17 protein-coding genes and 2 tRNA genes are annotated in these 16,310 nt (G+C 67.2%); 12 read left to right on the top strand and 7 right to left on the bottom strand.

The features are described 5' to 3' along the window. The first annotated feature begins 419 nt into the window (after positions 1 to 419). Both cimA and AC0685_RS13995 read left to right on the top strand, forming a co-directional pair. A complete protein-coding gene (cimA, locus tag AC0685_RS14000; RefSeq protein ID WP_478225853.1) occupies positions 420 to 2,045 on the top strand; it encodes a citramalate synthase in 1,626 nt (541 codons plus the stop codon). A gap of 19 nt (positions 2,046 to 2,064) precedes the next feature. After that, on the top strand, positions 2,065 to 2,835 hold the full coding sequence (locus AC0685_RS13995; protein WP_478225852.1) for a fumarylacetoacetate hydrolase family protein: 771 nt from the start codon (positions 2,065 to 2,067) through the stop codon (positions 2,833 to 2,835). A 72-nt stretch (positions 2,836 to 2,907) separates the two neighbouring features. Here AC0685_RS13995 and AC0685_RS13990 read toward each other — a convergent pair whose 3' ends face one another. Continuing rightward, the gene (locus AC0685_RS13990; RefSeq protein ID WP_478225851.1) at positions 2,908 to 4,146 is read right to left on the bottom strand and encodes an FAD-dependent oxidoreductase; all 1,239 of its coding nucleotides are present in this window, start codon (positions 4,144 to 4,146) and stop codon (positions 2,908 to 2,910) included. Between the two features lie 532 nt (positions 4,147 to 4,678). Between AC0685_RS13990 and AC0685_RS13985 the strand changes: the two genes are divergently transcribed. The 3 genes from AC0685_RS13985 (at position 4,679) to AC0685_RS13975 (ending at position 5,741) form a co-directional block, all read left to right on the top strand. Beyond that, a complete protein-coding gene (locus AC0685_RS13985; RefSeq protein WP_478225863.1) occupies positions 4,679 to 5,413 on the top strand; it encodes an HAD family hydrolase in 735 nt (244 codons plus the stop codon). A 51-nt stretch (positions 5,414 to 5,464) separates the two neighbouring features. After that, positions 5,465 to 5,536: transfer RNA gene (locus tag AC0685_RS13980), tRNA-Gln, on the top strand. Between the two features lie 132 nt (positions 5,537 to 5,668). Beyond that, a tRNA-Glu gene (locus AC0685_RS13975) sits at positions 5,669 to 5,741 on the top strand. A 381-nt stretch (positions 5,742 to 6,122) separates the two neighbouring features. On the opposite strand, the gene AC0685_RS13970 is transcribed toward AC0685_RS13975, so the two are convergent. After that, positions 6,123 to 6,512: a hypothetical protein gene (locus tag AC0685_RS13970; protein WP_478225850.1), complete on the bottom strand. Its 390-nt coding sequence runs from the start codon at positions 6,510 to 6,512 to the stop codon at positions 6,123 to 6,125. A 398-nt stretch (positions 6,513 to 6,910) separates the two neighbouring features. Between AC0685_RS13970 and AC0685_RS13965 the strand changes: the two genes are divergently transcribed. Together AC0685_RS13965 and AC0685_RS13960 are read left to right on the top strand one after the other, a co-directional pair. Further along, a complete protein-coding gene (locus AC0685_RS13965) occupies positions 6,911 to 7,117 on the top strand; it encodes a heavy-metal-associated domain-containing protein (RefSeq protein ID WP_125690215.1) in 207 nt (68 codons plus the stop codon). A 5-nt stretch (positions 7,118 to 7,122) separates the two neighbouring features. Continuing rightward, positions 7,123 to 7,356, top strand: coding sequence for a CDGSH iron-sulfur domain-containing protein (locus AC0685_RS13960; protein ID WP_478225849.1), 234 nt, complete (start codon positions 7,123 to 7,125; stop codon positions 7,354 to 7,356). 51 nt (positions 7,357 to 7,407) lie between these two features. Here the strand turns inward: AC0685_RS13960 and AC0685_RS13955 are convergent, their stop codons facing one another. Next, positions 7,408 to 7,689, bottom strand: coding sequence for a metal-sensitive transcriptional regulator (locus tag AC0685_RS13955; protein WP_478225848.1), 282 nt, complete (start codon positions 7,687 to 7,689; stop codon positions 7,408 to 7,410). A gap of 186 nt (positions 7,690 to 7,875) precedes the next feature. On the opposite strand from AC0685_RS13955, the gene AC0685_RS13950 reads away from it, so the two are divergent. Genes AC0685_RS13950 through AC0685_RS13935 form a run of 4 tightly spaced genes read left to right on the top strand, consistent with a single transcriptional unit; the run spans position 7,876 to position 11,704 of the window. After that, positions 7,876 to 8,157 (top strand): metal-sensitive transcriptional regulator, encoded by a 282-nt coding sequence (locus tag AC0685_RS13950; RefSeq protein WP_478225847.1) that lies wholly within the window; start codon positions 7,876 to 7,878, stop codon positions 8,155 to 8,157. 30 nt (positions 8,158 to 8,187) lie between these two features. Further along, entirely contained in the window at positions 8,188 to 8,400 is a 213-nt protein-coding gene (locus AC0685_RS13945; protein WP_478225846.1) for a heavy-metal-associated domain-containing protein, read from the top strand. A 49-nt stretch (positions 8,401 to 8,449) separates the two neighbouring features. Further along, entirely contained in the window at positions 8,450 to 9,421 is a 972-nt protein-coding gene (locus AC0685_RS13940; RefSeq protein ID WP_478225845.1) for a hypothetical protein, read from the top strand. Positions 9,422 to 9,448: 27 nt separating this feature from the next. After that, on the top strand, positions 9,449 to 11,704 hold the full coding sequence (locus tag AC0685_RS13935; RefSeq protein WP_478225844.1) for a heavy metal translocating P-type ATPase: 2,256 nt from the start codon (positions 9,449 to 9,451) through the stop codon (positions 11,702 to 11,704). 82 nt (positions 11,705 to 11,786) lie between these two features. On the opposite strand, the gene AC0685_RS13930 is transcribed toward AC0685_RS13935, so the two are convergent. The 4 genes from AC0685_RS13930 to AC0685_RS13915 all read right to left on the bottom strand — a co-directional run bounded on the left by AC0685_RS13930 (position 11,787) and on the right by AC0685_RS13915 (position 14,168). Next, positions 11,787 to 12,194, bottom strand: a complete 408-nt coding sequence (locus tag AC0685_RS13930; protein ID WP_478225843.1) for a four-helix bundle copper-binding protein — start codon at positions 12,192 to 12,194, stop codon at positions 11,787 to 11,789. A gap of 82 nt (positions 12,195 to 12,276) precedes the next feature. Further along, on the bottom strand, positions 12,277 to 13,074 hold the full coding sequence (locus AC0685_RS13925) for an alpha/beta fold hydrolase (protein ID WP_478225842.1): 798 nt from the start codon (positions 13,072 to 13,074) through the stop codon (positions 12,277 to 12,279). 10 nt (positions 13,075 to 13,084) lie between these two features. Next, entirely contained in the window at positions 13,085 to 13,621 is a 537-nt protein-coding gene (locus AC0685_RS13920) for a DUF4396 domain-containing protein (protein ID WP_478225841.1), read from the bottom strand. Next, on the bottom strand, positions 13,611 to 14,168 hold the full coding sequence (locus tag AC0685_RS13915) for a carboxymuconolactone decarboxylase family protein (protein ID WP_478225840.1): 558 nt from the start codon (positions 14,166 to 14,168) through the stop codon (positions 13,611 to 13,613). The genes AC0685_RS13920 and AC0685_RS13915 overlap by 11 nt, the downstream gene beginning before the upstream one ends. Before the next feature lie 298 nt (positions 14,169 to 14,466). Here AC0685_RS13915 and AC0685_RS13910 point away from each other — a divergent pair, with 298 nt between their 5' ends. After that, a complete protein-coding gene (locus AC0685_RS13910; RefSeq protein WP_478225839.1) occupies positions 14,467 to 15,903 on the top strand; it encodes an MFS transporter in 1,437 nt (478 codons plus the stop codon). Positions 15,904 to 16,310: the final 407 nt, after the last annotated feature.

Here is a 16,310-nt window from a genome sequence, read left to right as displayed (position 1 = left end):
GGGGGGAAAGTGGGGCGCCAGAGACGAAGAAGGAAAACCCCTTCAAGCCCGGACTCTAGAAGAGCAGCAGAAGGAAAACCGGGGACGGGGGGGGGGGGGGGGGGGGGGGGGTGGGTTCCCAACCCAACCCCCCCCCCCACGACCCCGGGCGGCATCCAGTCGCGCGAGGCACGCCTTCGCACTGACCGGGCGGGTGACCTGCGTGCCGGCTCCATCCCAGCACGCGGGAAGTTCCGCCCGGCTTGTGGACACCCGCCGGGGCGTGTGCCATGATGCGTCCGTGACCTCCTGCACCATCATTATCGCCGAGCGCGCCGGATAACAGCTCCACAAGAGCCCCCGGCGCGCAACCTCTCGCACCCATGCGGGAGGTTTTTTTGTTGCCTGAACACATTTTGCCACCACCATGAGGAGTCCCCGTGACCCGCAAGGAGCCCGCCGATACGCCACTCGGCGACGCCTTCCACCTGTACGACACGACCTTGCGCGACGGTGCGCAGCGCGAGGGGATCTCCTACTCCGTCACGGACAAGCTGGCGGTGGCGAGGCTGCTCGACGATCTCGGGGTCGGGTTCATCGAAGGCGGATGGCCGGGGGCGCTGCCCAAGGACACGGAATTCTTCGCCCGAGCCGCTTCGGGCGAACTGAAACTGCGCCACGCCGCGCTCGTCGCGTTCGGCGCGACGCGGAAGGCGGGCGCCAAGGCCGAGCAGGACCAGCAGGTGCGGGCGCTGCTCGATTCCCAGGCACCGGTGGTCACCCTGGTGGCCAAATCGGACTTACGCCACATCGAACGCGCGCTGCGGGTCGATGTCGACGAAGCGTGCGAGATGGTGCGGGACACCGTCGCGTTCCTCATCGGCGAAGGACGTCGCGTCTTCCTTGACGCGGAACACTTTTTCGACGGCTACGCGTTCTCCCCGGACACCGCGCTGAAGGTGCTCGACGCGGGAGTGAACGCGGGCGCCGACGTCGCCGTGCTGTGCGACACCAACGGCGGACAGTTGCCGCTCGGCCTCGCGGAAACCGTCCGCGAGGTCAAGGAAAGGACCGGATTCCGGCTCGGAATCCATTGTCAGGACGACACTTCCTGCGCGGTGGCGAACTCTGTCGCCGCCGTGCAGGCCGGCGTGACGCACGTCCAGTGCACCGCCAATGGTTACGGCGAACGGGCGGGTAACGCCGATCTGTTCGCCGTGACGGGAAATCTGGTGACCAAGCTCGGCATGGAGGTCCTCCCGACCGGAGGCGCCGCCGAGCTCACCCGGGTCTCCCATGCCCTTGCCGAAATCGCGAACCTCGCCCCCTACACCCACCAGGCTTACGTAGGGGCGTCGGCCTTCGCCCACAAGGCGGGACTGCACGCGAGCGCGATCAAGGTGGATCCGTTGCTGTACAACCACATCGATCCAGCTTCGGTCGGCAATGACATGCGGGTACTGGTCACCGAGATGGCCGGCAGGGCCAGCCTGGAGCTCAAGGGACGTGAGCTCGGGGTCGACCTTGCCGGCCAGCCCGAGGCGCTGACGAGCGCCGTCCGGAAGGTGAAGCGCCTCGAGTCCGAAGGCTGGTCCTTCGAGGCCGCGGACGCTTCACTGGAACTGCTGCTGCGGCGGGAGGTCGACGGCCCGCAGAGCGATGTTCTCGACGAACCGCCGTTCGAACTCGAGTCGTACCGGGTCGTGCTGGACCACCGGTCCGACGACGAGGTCGTGTCCGAGGCGACGGTGAAGGTCCACGTCGCCGGGCAGCGCGTGATCGCCACCGCCGAGGGCAACGGCCCCGTGCACGCCCTCGACGCCGCCCTGCGCGAGGCGCTCAGCCCGCATCTGTCCTGGTTGGACAGTGTGGAGCTGGCCGACTACAAGGTGCGGATCCTGCCCGGGCACCCGGGCACCGACGCCGTCACGCGCGTGCTCGTCGAGACCAGCGACGGCGAGCGGGAATGGACCACCGTCGGCGTGCACGGCAACATCGTCGAAGCGAGCTGGCTGGCGTTGTGCGACGCGCTCGTGCACAAGTCCCTCAGGGAGGGCCCGGCGTGAGGAGTCGTACAGTGGGGGAGTGCGTCTAGCCCGAATTGCTTATCCCGGTGGTGTCGCGTTCGCTTCGATCGAAGGGGACGGCGACGACGCCCAGGTACTGGAAATCGCCGAGCACCCCTTCGGCAACCCCAACTTCACCGGCAAGCGCTGGCCGCTCGCCGACGTCCGGCTGCTCGCGCCGATCCTGCCGTCGAAGGTGATCGCGGTCGGCCGGAACTACGCCAAGCACGCGGCCGAGTTCGGCAACGAGGTCCCGCAGGACCCGATGCTGTTCATCAAGCCGTCGACCACGGTGATCGGCCCGAACGCGCCCATCCGCCGTCCGCGCGGTGTCGGCCGCGTCGACTTCGAGGGCGAATTGGCGATCGTCATCGGCCAGCCGGTCAAGAACGTGCCCGCCGCCCGCGCGGCGAGCGCGATCCTCGGCTACACCGTGGCGAACGACGTCAGCGCACGTGACCTGCAGAAGTCCGACGGCCAGTGGGGCAGGGCGAAGGGGTTCGACACCTTCTGCCCGCTGGGCCCGTGGATCGAGACCTCGCTCGACGCGGCCGACCTCGCGCTCAAGTCCGAGGTGGACGGTGTTCTCAAGCAGGACGGCCGGACCTCGGACCTGGTGCACAAGATCCCCGAGCTGGTCGAGTTCGTGTCCGGCGTGATGACCCTGCTGCCCGGCGACGTCATCCTGACCGGTACGCCCGAGGGGGTCGGCCCGATCGAGGACGGCCAGTCGGTCTCGATCACCATCGAAGGCATCGGCACGCTGACCAACCCGGTGCAGGACGTCTGACCTCAAGTGCCATGAAAGGTCCCTTCCTTGCAAAATTTGCAAGGAAAGGACCTTTCATGGCGTTCGGGGCACTCAGCCGCCGGCCGGCTCCATCGCCCGCCGCGCGAAGGCCGGGGCGTGCTCGGGCCGCAGCCCCAGGCCCAGCAACCGGGCCGGGACGTAGGACAGCACGGGGAACCGGCCGAACAGCTTCACCATCACCTCGGGCGGACCGTTGCGCCTGCCCTCCATGACCGGCTTCATGACGTTCTTGTGCAGCATCCGCTGCAGCCCCTGCACCAGCATCGTCGGTGCGAGACGGCGCTTGCGGACCTTCGCCAGATCCGCCACCGACGGCCTGCCCCGGCGCAGCGGCTCGGCGAGTAGGGTGGCGGCCGCGACCGCGTCCTGCACCGCGAGGTTGATGCCGACCCCGCCGACCGGCGACATCGCGTGCGCCGCGTCACCGATGCACAGCAGCCCGTCGACATGCCACTTCCGCAGCAGGTTCATCTTGACGTCGAGGAACTTGACGTCGTCGGTCGTCTTCAGCTCGTCGACCCGGTCGGCCAGGTCGGGAAGGATCGCGGCCACGTTCTCCCTGAACGCCTCGATGCCGTTTTCGCGGAGATCCTGGCCCTTGGGGCTGAGATAGGCGATCTGGAAGTAGCCCTTGCGCGGCAGCGGCACGGCGAAGCGGCGATCCCGCATCTTCGGGGTCAGCATGCCCTCGTGTTCGCCTTCCCGCCGCGAGATCCGGAACCACCACGCGTCGAACGGGATGGCGTAGTCCTTCGTCATCAGCCCGGCCTCACGGCGGGCCAGCGACCAGCGCCCGTCGGCGGCGATCACCAGGTCGGCGCGTAATTCGCCGGTCTTCCCGTCGGCGTCGCGGTAGCGGACCCCGCTCACCCGGCCGTGTTCGAAGATCAGCCCGGTCATCTCCGTGCTCTGCCGCAGCGTGAACGTGGGCTCCTTCGCGCCGGCGTCGGCGAGAAGGTCCAGGAAATCCCACTGCGGGACCATCGCGATGTACGGGTGCGCCACCTTCAGCCGGGTCAGGTCGGCGAGGCGCATCATCGTGCCGTCCTCGGCCGGGAAGCCGGCGTAGGAGATCTCGCTGTGCGGCAGGCTGAGGAATTTCTCCCCGAGGCCCAGCTCGTCGAGCAACGTCAATGTCGACGGGTGCACGGTGTCGCCGCGGAAGTCCCTCAGGAAGTCCTCGTGCTTCTCCAGCACCGTGACCTCGACCCCGGCCCTGGCCAGCAGCAACCCGGCGACCATGCCCGCGGGGCCACCGCCGACGACCACGCAGTTCGTGCGTTCGCTCATCCGTTCCACCCCTTCGAATCCCTTATTCATCACTTGTTGAATAAGCTCAGCATGCACCTGCTCGACCGGCGCGTCAAGCGCCATCCGGGCGGATGCGCCGTTCGGGCTATGACCCGGGTCTCACTGGTCCGGGTGTCCGGGGCGACTGTCCAAAGAGGACGCGAGGTGTGGCGGGAATGTCTCGGAAGGACGACGATCGCGGAAATGCCCTTGTGGACGGTCCGTGACTTGAATCCGGTTAAGGATTCCGGTGTCGTCACAGGGTGTGCGCGTCGCGAATCGAGGAGTCCGTATTTCACCCGCCCGCCCGCCTTAGCCGTTGTCCGGTAACTAAAACACGTCTTCTCACCAACTGGGAGTAGAGTGCCCGCGCCGGAACAGACCAGCCTTAATCACCTCATCGGCAGAGTCGCGATCGCGCTGAGTGCCCTAGCCTCACTTGGTGGATTTCGCTCTCGTGCCCCGGACCCCGTCACGAACCACGCCGGACGCTCCGGATGGAGCGCCGTGGGAGCCGCCGGAGTTGCGGTTGGTGTGTCTCGACATCGATGACACGCTGATCGACTGCACGGCGGCGATCCGGCTCAGCCTGAGCGCGCTCACCGGTCAGAACGACCTTTGGCCGCTGTGGGATCTCATCACCGAAGAGCATGTCGCGCTGGTGGTGGCGGGCGAAATCGATTACGCGATCATGCATCACAAGCGTACTGAATGTTTCCTGGCCGAGATCGGCATTCTGGCCGACGAAGACCAGGTCAAGGGCTTCGAAAGACGGCGTCGTGAAATTCTCACGCGTTCGTGGCAATTGTTCGGAGATGTCCTCCCGTGCCTGGAATGGCTGAGAGCCGCGGGTGTCCTCGTCGCGGCCGTCACGAACGCCTCCGGCGCGCATCAGCGCAAGAAGATCGCCGACCTCGGACTCGCCCGGTTCTTCGACCACGTGGCCATCGCCGGTGAACTCGGAGTAGCCAAACCGGACCCGGCGATGTTCCACTCGGTCTGCCTCGGCCTCGGCTGTGACCCCGCCCAGGCGGTCCACGTCGGCGACAAGCTCGACACCGACGCCATCGGCGCACGCGACGCCGGCCTGGGTGCCGTCTGGCTCGACCGGGACGGCATCGCCGAGCGCGCCCCGGCGGGTGTGCACACCATCTCCGGCCTCGACGAGCTGCCTGAGCTGCTCGTTTCCGAGTTCGCGAAGCTCGGCGTCCCCGCTCAGCGCGCTACGGAGACCCCCGCTTTCACGGTGCGGAACGGCGTGCTCTAGTATTCCTTCTCGTGCGGCACCGAGCCGGTCAAGATCGGAACGGTACCTCACTGGGGTATGGTGTAATTGGCAGCACGACTGGTTCTGGTCCAGTTAGTCTAGGTTCGAGTCCTGGTACCCCAGCTGGAGAACTCTCCGGAGTGAAACACAGAGTGACCCCCCCGCGAAGGGCGGGAAACCCGGTCTGGTAAGTTTCTCCACAGCAACACAGCAGGTGAACAACTGAAAATCTCCTTCTGAAGGAGAAAGTTCCTAGCCCCCGTCGTCTAGCGGCCTAGGACGCCGGCCTCTCACGCCGGTAGCGTGGGTTCGAATCCCATCGGGGGTACGTACAGCTTCCACCCAAGAAGTCTCGACCGAACTGGTCGGGACTTCTTGCATTTCGGTGGAAGTCATCGCGTCGCTGATCCTTTCTGCGGCTACAGCCGTTACCGGTACCTGATCGACCGGCAGTTTGACGGTAATGGTCACCTTGTCGCCCACGCCACGCACCTTGACGGTCAGCTGGGTGATCTCGAAGAGGCTGCGGAGCAGCGCCTGAGGTGCCTTGGCCAAGTTGAGCCGGAGATGCGGAAGCGCTTCGAGGAAGGTCAGGTCTGACGACGTAGCCTTCGCCGGTTTGCTTCCTGTCTTCCGCGTCGAGTTGGGCGATCGCCGCCAGCGCGGTGGTCTTGTCTTCCTCCAGCTTGTTGTAGTTCTGGCGAAGTGCCTAGGTGAAGGGGTCGTCTTGGGCTTGCCGCAGAACAGAGTCCTGCCACCGGGCTACCTCTGTCGGTTGGCGTTGGAGGCGTTCCCGCTCGGCTTGACGCTCTTCGGCGGCGCTGTCGTCCACTGTGGCCAGGTCGGCTTCGATGATGCTTCGCCGAGCGAGGCTGAAGAGGAGGTCGGCGTAGAAAGCCGAAACGGCCTCTGTCGCCGCGGTTGTTCTTGCCCGGCCGGCACAGGTATCAGACGAGCTGTTGTGTTTCGCGTCACCGGCCATGCGTGAGGGCGCCAGCAGAACGGCGTGCAGGATGAGCTGCGCCGCCGTCGGCGCGCCGCCCGCCGCGACGACGCCTCGGCAGCGATCGGCCACGGCGAGACCGGCCGAACCTGTCAAGCCGCCGATGAGTAAGGCTATCCCGGCATTCGGGACCGTGTCATCGCCGAGAACCTGAGCCGCCATGCCCAGGGTCGCGGCTGCGACGGCGAGTGCGACACCACGGGCGGCATGCACCGCCGAGGGAAGTTCAGTGGCCGAGGTCGTGGTTCCGCCGTGCGCAGCAGATTTCTTCGTCGGACACGGTCCGGCATGCGTCCCTTTTCGTGGGAAATGACCGGAGAACCTGTGGGGTCGAGACGTTGCTCGTCGCCGCCGCGCAGCTCGCGAGGCCGATCCTTGTTGTGGGACAAGGGCAACAGCTTCTTTACATACCCTACGGGGGTAATGTTAGTGTGGCGGCGTGACGGCGAAGGGATCGCCGCGAAACGAGTTGTCGAACCGAAGGGTGAGAGCTGATGGACACCACCGTGTACACGGTCAAGGGCATGACCTGCTCGGGCTGCATGAACAAGGTGACGACCGCGGTGAACGGCGTCGCCGGGGTCAGCGAGGTGGACGCGGATATCGCGACCGGCGAAGTGACCGTCGTGAGCGAGGGGCCGGTCGACGCGCAGTTGGTGCGATCCGCGGTCAAAGAGGCCGGCTACGAGGTGGTCGGCTGAAGGTGATGGCCGAGGAGGACGGAGCTGGGCCGGCTGTCGTCATCAAGGTCGTGAACAACGGGCCGTATCAGGTGAAAGGGGCCGTCCGGCTCGTCGACCACGACGGCGAGGAATACGAACTGACCGGCCGCACCCAATTGCTGTGCAGGTGCGGGCATTCGGCGAAAAAGCCGTTCTGCGACGGCGCCCATGTCCGGACCGGGTTCACCGCGACCGGGGCAGTCGTTGAGGTGGAATAGAAGCGGGCGGGTGACGTGAGAGTCACCCGCCCGCTTTTCGTGATGCAGACGTCAGGAGCGCACGAGGCGTGCTATCGCTTCGGAGGCTTCCCGGATCTTCCTGTCCGCCTCGGGGCCGCCTTTCGCGGCGGCTTCGACGACGCAGCCTGCCATGTGTCGCTCGAGGAGTTCGAGGGAGAACGACTGTAAGGCGCGGGTCGCCGCGGAGACCTGGGTCAGGACGTCGATGCAGTACTTGTCCTCTTCGACCATCTTCTGCAGGCCCCGGATCTGCCCCTCAACGCGTCGTAGGCGTTTGAGCTGCCTCTCCTTGTCGGCGCCGTGATCGACCACGCTCACTCCTCGAGTCGGGATTCCGCGTACGTCTCAATCATGCCCGGTCGAGGGTCGCACGCGCAGGCGGGTTTCGAGGCTTCGTGGAGTGGTTGTGGTCAAAAACGGGGGTGGCATACGTCACGGGGGTATGCCGGTTGCCCTACCCCCCTAGGGTATGTAGTGTTGCGGCCAGGAGGACGAGAGATGCACGGATACACGCAAGGCAAAGACGAATACGTGACCCGGTTGCGGCGGATCGAGGGTCAGATCCGGGGCCTGCAACGGATGGTCGAGGAGGACAAGTACTGCATCGACATCCTGACGCAGGTGTCGGCGGCCACGAAGGCGTTGCAGTCGGTGTCGCTGGGGTTGATGGACGAACACCTCAGGCACTGCGTGTCCGACGCCATCGCCAAGGGCGGCGACGAGGCCGACGAAAAGATCAAGGAAGCGAGCGACGTGATCGCCCGCCTGGTCCGTTCCTGAGACCGCGCACCGAATCGGAGGAGAACCACGATGAGTGAAACCACAAGCATCTACACCGTCACCGGCATGACCTGCGACCACTGTGTCCGTTCCGTCACCGAAGAGATCGGCAAGATCGACGGCGTCACCGGCGTCCGGGTGGATCTGCCCACCGGCGCGGTGACCGTGACCAGCTCCCAGGAACCCGAGGTCGCGGATGTGCGTGCGGCCGTCGAAGAAGCCGGATACGAGCTGACCGCCTGATTCGCGGTTCGCTCCCGATCGCGGGCACGGCCCGCACAAGGGATTCGAGATGAACACAGTTGCGAAGCTCTCCGCCTACGGTGTGGCGCTTGCCCTGGTCGCCGGTGGCGCCTGGGCCGCAGGCACCGCTGTCGGTCCTTTCGCCGGCGCTGCCGGCCTTCCCGGCGGCGAGGACGCCGGGCATGGGGACGCTCACAGCGGCACCGTCGCGGAGGCGGCGCCGACCGACGAGCCCGGCGGGCTCGCGTCGTCCAGGGGCGGCTACACCCTCACGCCCACCACCACGACGCTCACCGCGGGCACGACCCAGCCCTTCTCCTTCAAGATTCTCGGCCCGGACGGCAAACCGGTCACCGCTTACGGCGTCGAGCACGAAAAGCGGATGCACCTCATCGTGGTCCGCCGCGACACGGCCGGTTTCCAGCACGTGCATCCCGAACTCGCGCCCGACGGCGTGTGGAGTGTCCCGCTGGCCTTGCCCCAGGCGGGCAGCTACCGCGTCTTCGCGGATTTCAAGCCGACGGGCGGCTCGGCCTCGACACTGGGTGTGGACGTCGCCGTGGCGGGAGATTTCAAACCCGCTGAGTATCAGCCGTCGCGCGTCGCGGACGTCGACGGTTACCAGGTCCGTCTGGACGGCGAGCTGGCGCCGGGCAAGTCGTCGAAGGTGACCTTGACGGTGACCAAGGACGGCCGCGAGGTGACCGATCTGCAGCCGTACCTGGGCGCTTACGGGCACCTGGTGGCGCTGCGCGGCGGCGACCTGGCCTACCTGCACGTCCACCCGGACGGCGAACCCGGTGACGGCCGAACGAAGCCCGGTCCCACGGTGACCTTCTTCGCCGAAGTCCCGTCGAATGGCACTTACCGGCTGTTCCTCGACTTCCAGCACCAGGGCAAGGTCCGCACCGCCGAGTTCACCGTCGCCACCACGGGCACACCCGCCCCGGCCCCGGCTCCCTCGGCAACCCAGAACCCAACCCCACCCCCGGCCGATGACGGCCACGGCGGACACGGCTGACGCGAGCGTCGAAAAGGAGTGAACACGATGACATCCGACGTGGCCCAGACGCGGACAACCGAAGTCGAACTCGCGATCACCGGGATGACCTGCGCGTCCTGCGCAATGCGCATCGAGAAAAAGCTGAACAAGCTCGACGGCGTCACCGCGACCGTCAACTACGCCACCGAGAAAGCCAAAGTCACCTTCCCGGTCGACGTCGAGCCGCAGAAGTTGATCGAGCAGGTTGAGGCGGCCGGATACTCGGCCGCCGTGCCCGCCCCGGAGAAGACGACCGGCTCGGATGAGCCTCGTGAGGAAGCCGATCCGATCGCCCCGTTGCGGCAGCGGCTGATCGGTTCCGCGGTGCTGTCGGTGCCAGTGATCCTGCTGGCGATGGTGCCGGCGTTCCAGTTCACCTACTGGCAGTGGATTTCGCTGACGCTCGCCGCACCGGTGCTGGTGTGGGCGGCGTGGCCGTTCCACAAGGCGGCGTGGGCGAACCTGCGCCACGGTGCGGCGACCATGGACACGCTGATCTCGATGGGCACGCTGGCGGCGTTCCTGTGGTCGTTGTACGCGCTGCTGTTCGGCAGCGCGGGAACGCCGGGGATGACGCACGCTTTCGAGCTGACCGTGGAGCGGATGGCCGGGGACGGCAACATCTATCTCGAGGTCGCCGCCGGGGTGACGACGTTCATCCTCGCCGGACGGTACTTCGAGGCGCGGTCCAAGCGACGGGCCGGAGCGGCACTGCGAGCCCTGCTGGAGCTCGGGGCGAAGGATGTCGCCGTTCTCCGGAACGGCAAGGAAGAGCGAATCCCGGTCGATCAGTTGGCTGTCGGAGATCTGTTCGTCGTGCGGCCGGGGGAGAAGATCGCCACCGACGGCGTGATCACCGAGGGTGGTTCCGCGGTGGACGCGAGCATGCTGACCGGGGAAAGCGTGCCAGTGGAAGTCGCGCCGGGTGACGCGGTGGTCGGCGCGACGGTCAACGCGGGCGGGCGGCTCGTCGTCCGTGCGACGCGGGTCGGCGCCGACACGCAGCTGGCACAGATGGCCAAACTGGTGGAGGACGCGCAGACCGGAAAGGCACAGGTCCAGCGGCTGGCGGATCGCGTGTCGGCGGTCTTCGTGCCGATCGTGATCGCGCTCGCCGTCGGCACCCTGGCCTTCTGGCTCGGGGCGGGTGGCACGGCGTCGGCCGCGTTCACCGCCGCGGTCGCCGTGCTGATCATCGCCTGCCCGTGCGCGCTGGGCCTGGCCACCCCGACCGCGTTGCTGGTCGGCACCGGCCGCGGCGCGCAGCTCGGGATCCTGATCAAGGGTCCGGAAGTGCTGGAGTCCACCCGCGCGGTCGACACGGTCGTGCTGGACAAGACCGGCACGGTCACCACCGGACGGATGGCGCTCGTCGAGGTCCACGTCGCAGACGGCGTCGACGCCGACGAGGCGTTGAGGCTCGCGGGTGCGCTGGAGAACGCTTCCGAACACCCGATCGCGCAGGCCATCGTGGCCGGTGCGCGGGACCGGGTCGGCGAGCTCCCGGCCGTCGAGGACTTCACGAACGTCGAAGGCCTTGGTGTGCAAGGGATCGTCGACGGCAAGGCGGTGCTGGCCGGACGCAGCTCGCTGCTGGAGGACTGGGCGCATCACCTGCCGGAGGGTCTCGCCGAGGCGAAGGCCACCGAAGAGAAGGCGGGCAAGACCGCGATCGTCGTCGGCTGGGACGGCGCGGCCCGCGCGGTCCTGGTGGTGGCGGACACCGTGAAGCCGACCTCGGCCGAGGCGATCACGCAGCTGCGGGCGCTCGGGCTGACCCCGGTCCTGCTGACCGGGGACAACGAGGCTGTGGCCCGCGCGGTGGCGGCGGAGGTGGGGATCACCGAGGTGATCGCGGAGGTCTTGCCCAAGGACAAGGTCGACGTGGTCAAGCGGCTCCAGGCCGAGGGCAAGGTGGTCGCGATGGCGGGTGACGGCGTCAACGACGCGGCCGCGCTGGCGCAGGCCGACCTCGGGCTGGCCATGGGCACCGGTACGGATGTCGCGATCGAGGCGTCGGATCTCACCCTCGTCCGTGGTGACCTGCGGGCGGCGGTGGACGCGATCCGGCTTTCCCGGCGGACGCTGCGCACCATCAAGGGAAACCTGTTCTGGGCCTTCGCCTACAACGTCGCGGCGCTGCCACTGGCCGCGGCGGGCCTGCTCAACCCGATGATCGCCGGCGCCGCGATGGCGTTCAGCTCGGTCTTCGTGGTCACGAACAGCCTGCGGCTCAAGGGATTCCGCAGCACGGCGAGCTGACCCTCGTTCGACACGGGGCGCTCGTGCGGCACTTCCGGTGCCGCGCGAGCGCCTTTCTGTCGGTCCTCGGCCGTGAGCGTGATCAGCTCAGGGTGCTGATCAGTTCACGGCAGGCCTGTTCGCAGCGACGGCACGCTTCGGCGCATACGCGGCAGTGTTCGTGCATGCTCGCGTGTCCCTGGCACTCGTCACCGCACGCCTTGCATGCGGCGGCACACCCCTCGAGGATTGCCCGTGTCAGGTTCGCGTCGTAGCCCGTGTGCCGGGACAAGACCCGTCCTGTGGTCGCGCAGATGTCCGCGCAATCGAGATTGGTGCGCACGCACTTGACCAACTCGGCGACGCTCTTTTCGCTGAGACATGCGTCCGCGCACGCCGTACAGGTTTGGGCGCACTCGAAGCACGCTTCTATGCACCTGGTCAGCGCCTCACGATTCACCTTGCCCAGATCCGCCGGGTAGGTGCGGAGCATCTCGGCTGCCTGCGTCATGACGATTCCTTTCCTCGCGAAACATGTAGCAGCCTTCGGGTACCCGAGATGGCGGGTATGAACCGATGAACCACCATGTCACCTAGTAGAGGTGGTGCTCGGCAAGGAAACGGCGAATCGTGGGAGCGAACGCGTCGGCGAGGGCTTCGGCGGTGCTCAGTGTGTCGGACAGGGAAACGGGCGCGAGACGGCCGTTGGGCAGGACGCGGGCGGCGTTCTCTGCCAGCTCGGTCGGATGCCGTTCGTCCATGCCGGGGAAGACCAAGGTGGGTGCCGTGATCGCGGCGAGTTCGTCGACGGAGCGGAACGAGCGGTCGTGGCCGATGGCGGCCGCGGCGGCGATGCTCGCGGGGTCGGAGCGCGGGATGGCGTCACGTACGAGCGCGCCGATGACGGGAGCGAGCTCGGGCAGGACCGGTGCCCAGGCCGCTTCGATGCCGTCGGTCCGGACACGTTCGGCGAAGGCGTCCATGAACGCGATCTCGGCTTGCTTCGCTTCGTCGTCTTCGATGTCTTCGACGCTGATCAGGATGGCGGCGCGGACGCGGCCGGGATGTTCGAGGCAGGTGCGCTGGGCGATGGTGGCCCCGAGGCCGGTTCCACCGACGACGGCGCGCTGGAAACCGAGGTGATCGAGTAGCGCGGCGACATCGTCGGAGTACTGGGTCCAGGTGTGCCGGGCCGGGTCGGTGCAGACCGATCGGCCGTAGCCGCGCACGTCAGGGAGGATGATCGTGTGCCGGTCCGCCAGCCGCTCGGCCAGCGGGATGAGGCTGTGATGATCAGGGCCACCCCCGTGCAGAAGCACGAGGGGTGGCCCAGAACCGAGGGAGACCGCGTAGAGCGGCCGGCCGTCGCCGCCGTGATACGCGATCTCCATTGTGGACACCTTAGTGGTGGTAGGCGTGCACCACCGCGTGTCCGGAACCGCGGCCGATGAGCCACTTGTTCACCGGTGTCGTGAGCAGGAAGGCGACGAGCAGCGCGAAGGCGAGCGCGCCCCAGAACAGCCAGCTGGCGAGCCCGGCCTCCATCGCGCCGGGGACGACGAGCATCACCCCGTTGTCGATGATCTCCATGACGAGGATCGAGACGGTGTCCGCGGCGAGGGCGACCTTGAGGGCCTGCTTGAAGCCGACACCTGCGCGCAGCACGCCGCGCATGGTCAGCGCGTAGCCGAAGACGAACGCCAGTGCGACGGCGAGCACGATGGTGGCGACGTTGCCCCAGCCCAGCGCGGTGCCGATCACCATGCCGAGCACCTCACCGATGGCGCAGCCGGTGAGGCAGTGCAGGGTGGCCGACGCCGCCATGCCCCAGGAGACCTTCCCCGGCCGGTGGTGTTCGTGGCCCCCGTTGCCCGCATGGCCCCCGTGGTCGCCGTGGTGCTGGTGTTCGTGGTGTGAGTGGTCGTGCTCAACCGACATGGTCGTGTTTCTCCTTTGTGGACTGCTCGGCAGGTGTGGGTTCGAGTCCTGCGACGAGATTGAACGAACCGGTCAGCAGGTTGAGCGACACCAGTCCCACCGTGTCGGCGATGAGTCGATCGCTCCAGCCGTGTTCCCGCAACTCGGCGATGTCTTCATCATCGAGCGAAGACGGTTCGGCGAGGACCCGCACGGCATACGCGATCAGCGCGGCTTCGCGCCGGTCAGTGGAGGTGCCCTGCCGGGCCAGTGCGATGTCGTTGTCGCTGAGTCCGGCGGCCCGCGCGGCCCGTGTGTGCGCCTGCAAGCACAGCGCGCAACCGATCCACTCCTGTAGGGCGAGCGAGATCTTTTCGCCGAGTGCCCGGGGAAGCTTGACCCGCTTCATGGCCCGCGAGAAGTCGAGGTACCCCTGAAGGAGCGCGGGGGAGTGTGCCATCGCGGACACCATCGGACCTACCGAGCCACGCCGTTCGACGATGTCGCCGAGCAGCTCGGCGGACTTGGCTGGCGCGTCGCTCGGGTCTAGCGACTGAAGACGCTGCACGGCTCCTCCTCATGCTGTCGGCCGGCCACCGGAACTTTATACCCGTATGGGGTACCTGTCCAGTGTCGATGGTTCGATGTTGACCAAGAGTGCGGCTCGCCCTGGCGATCTTCTGATGAAGTCTTCGATGTTCTACGTGACGACTCTTTGTCACGCAACGGGTTTTGCCATTCAGGCGACATCTGTGACGATTGCGACACTGATACCCCCTAAGGGTACTTGCGCGGCGTCATGAACCGGTCTACGTTCATGTCCGCAATACCCCCTAGGGGTAATTAATCTCGAAAGGACGGTCGTCATGGCGGAGACATCCCCGGACCCACGGCGGTGGTGGGCGCTGGGACTCATCGCGTTGGCCCAGTTCATGGTCATCATGGACACCTCGATCATCGGCGTCGCTCTACCCGCTATGCAGCAGGACCTCGGGTTCTCGCCGGGGGACCTGTCGTGGGTGTTCAACGCCTACGTCATCGCGCTCGCCGGGTTGCTGCTGCTCGGTGGACGTCTCTCGGACCTGTTCGGTGCGCGGAAGATGTTCACCGCGGGCTGGGTCGTCACCCTCGGTGGTTCGGTGGTCGCGGCGGTCGCGGGCACCGCGTGGGTGGAACTCCTCGGCAGGGTGCTGCAGGGCGCGGGTGCGGCGTTGATCGCCCCGTCCGCGCTGACGCTCCTGATGATGCTGTTCGGCGCGCGTCCTCGTGAGCTGACCAAGGCGCTCGCGCTCTACGGCGCGGCCGCGCCCGCCGGTGGTACCGCGGGGGTGTTCCTCGGCGGTGTGATCACCGAGTGGCTGTCGTGGCCGTGGATTTTCTGGCTCTACGTCCCGATTTCGCTGGTCGCGATCGTGGCGACGGGCAGGCTGATGCCGTCCGCGCCCGCACGGCGTGGTTCGGTCGACCTCGCCGGTGCGATCGCGGCGACCGCGGGCCTCGGGCTGACCGTGTTCGGCGTCGTCCGGGCGCCGGAGGCGGGCTGGGACTCGGCGGGCACGTGGGGTGCGCTGGCGGGTGGCGTCGCGCTGCTCGCGGTGTTCGTGCTCGTCCAGCGCGGGCGGGAGGTTCCGTTGGTGCGGCTGGGGATCTTCCGGACGCCGAATCTCGGCGGCGCGAACCTCGCGCAGTTCCTGCTCGGCGCGGCGTGGATCCCGATGTGGTACTTCCTGAACCTGTACCTGCAGCAGGTCCTGGGTTACGGGGCCTTCGCCAGCGGTGCCGCGCTGCTGCCGATGACCGTGCTGATCGTCGTGCTGATGGTCGCGGTCGCGCCGAAGCTGATCGGCCGCTTCGGGCCGAAGAAGATGATCATCGGTGGTCTGTGGGCGCTCGCCGCGGGGCTGGTGTGGCTGTCGTTCGTCAGCCCGACGGGCAATTTCGTGGTCGACGTCCTGCCCGCTTCGCTGGTCGCGGCTCTCGGTCAGGCGCTGGCGTTCATCCCGTCGCTGGGCACCGCGATCTCCAGCGCGAAGCCGGAGGAAGGCGGACTGGCGTCGGGGATCGTGAACACCTCGTACCAGATCGGCTCGGCGCTCGGTCTCGCCGCGATGACCGCGGTCGGCGTGTCGTTCGGCGCGGGACGGATCGGTGACCCGGTCGCGCTGACCGGCGGCTACTCGGCGGCGTTCCTCGGGGCCGCGGGCATCGCGGTCGCCGGTGGCTTCCTGGCCATGGCCACCCTGCGCTTCCCCCGGAGCGCGCCGAGCGAAGTCGCCGGAGGTGACCCGGCGGTCGTGCGATGACCGGCTGTACCACCGCGTGGAGGGCGAGACCGTTCGAGGTCTGCCCTCCACGCGGCGTTTCACCTCGTCTTGCGATACGTTCGAAGGCGGTCAAAGGAAGGATGACGGTGTCAGACGGAGACAGCGGCGAAAGGTGGAGCCGCTGTCGGTGGCGACCACCAGTTCAGATCCCGGGCACGTGCTCATCACCGTGTCCGGTGACCCCGGCCAGGCACTTGACCCGGTGCCGAGCAGCGTGGTCGTCGATCTGAACGCGGTGGACTTCTGTGATTCCACCGGCCTGTCGACCCCTGGTCGGTTTCAACAATCGTTGTGTCGCCGACCGCGTCGCCCTTCAATTCCTGCCCTCAGCGACGATCCGCCGATTGTTGCTGCGTACCGGGCTATCGGACCTGTTGCCGATCGCT

This window comes from Amycolatopsis sp. NPDC043889 (assembly GCF_056435645.1).
Note: the sequence above shows the minus strand (reverse complement) of the source record. Positions and strands in the feature narration are given on the sequence as shown.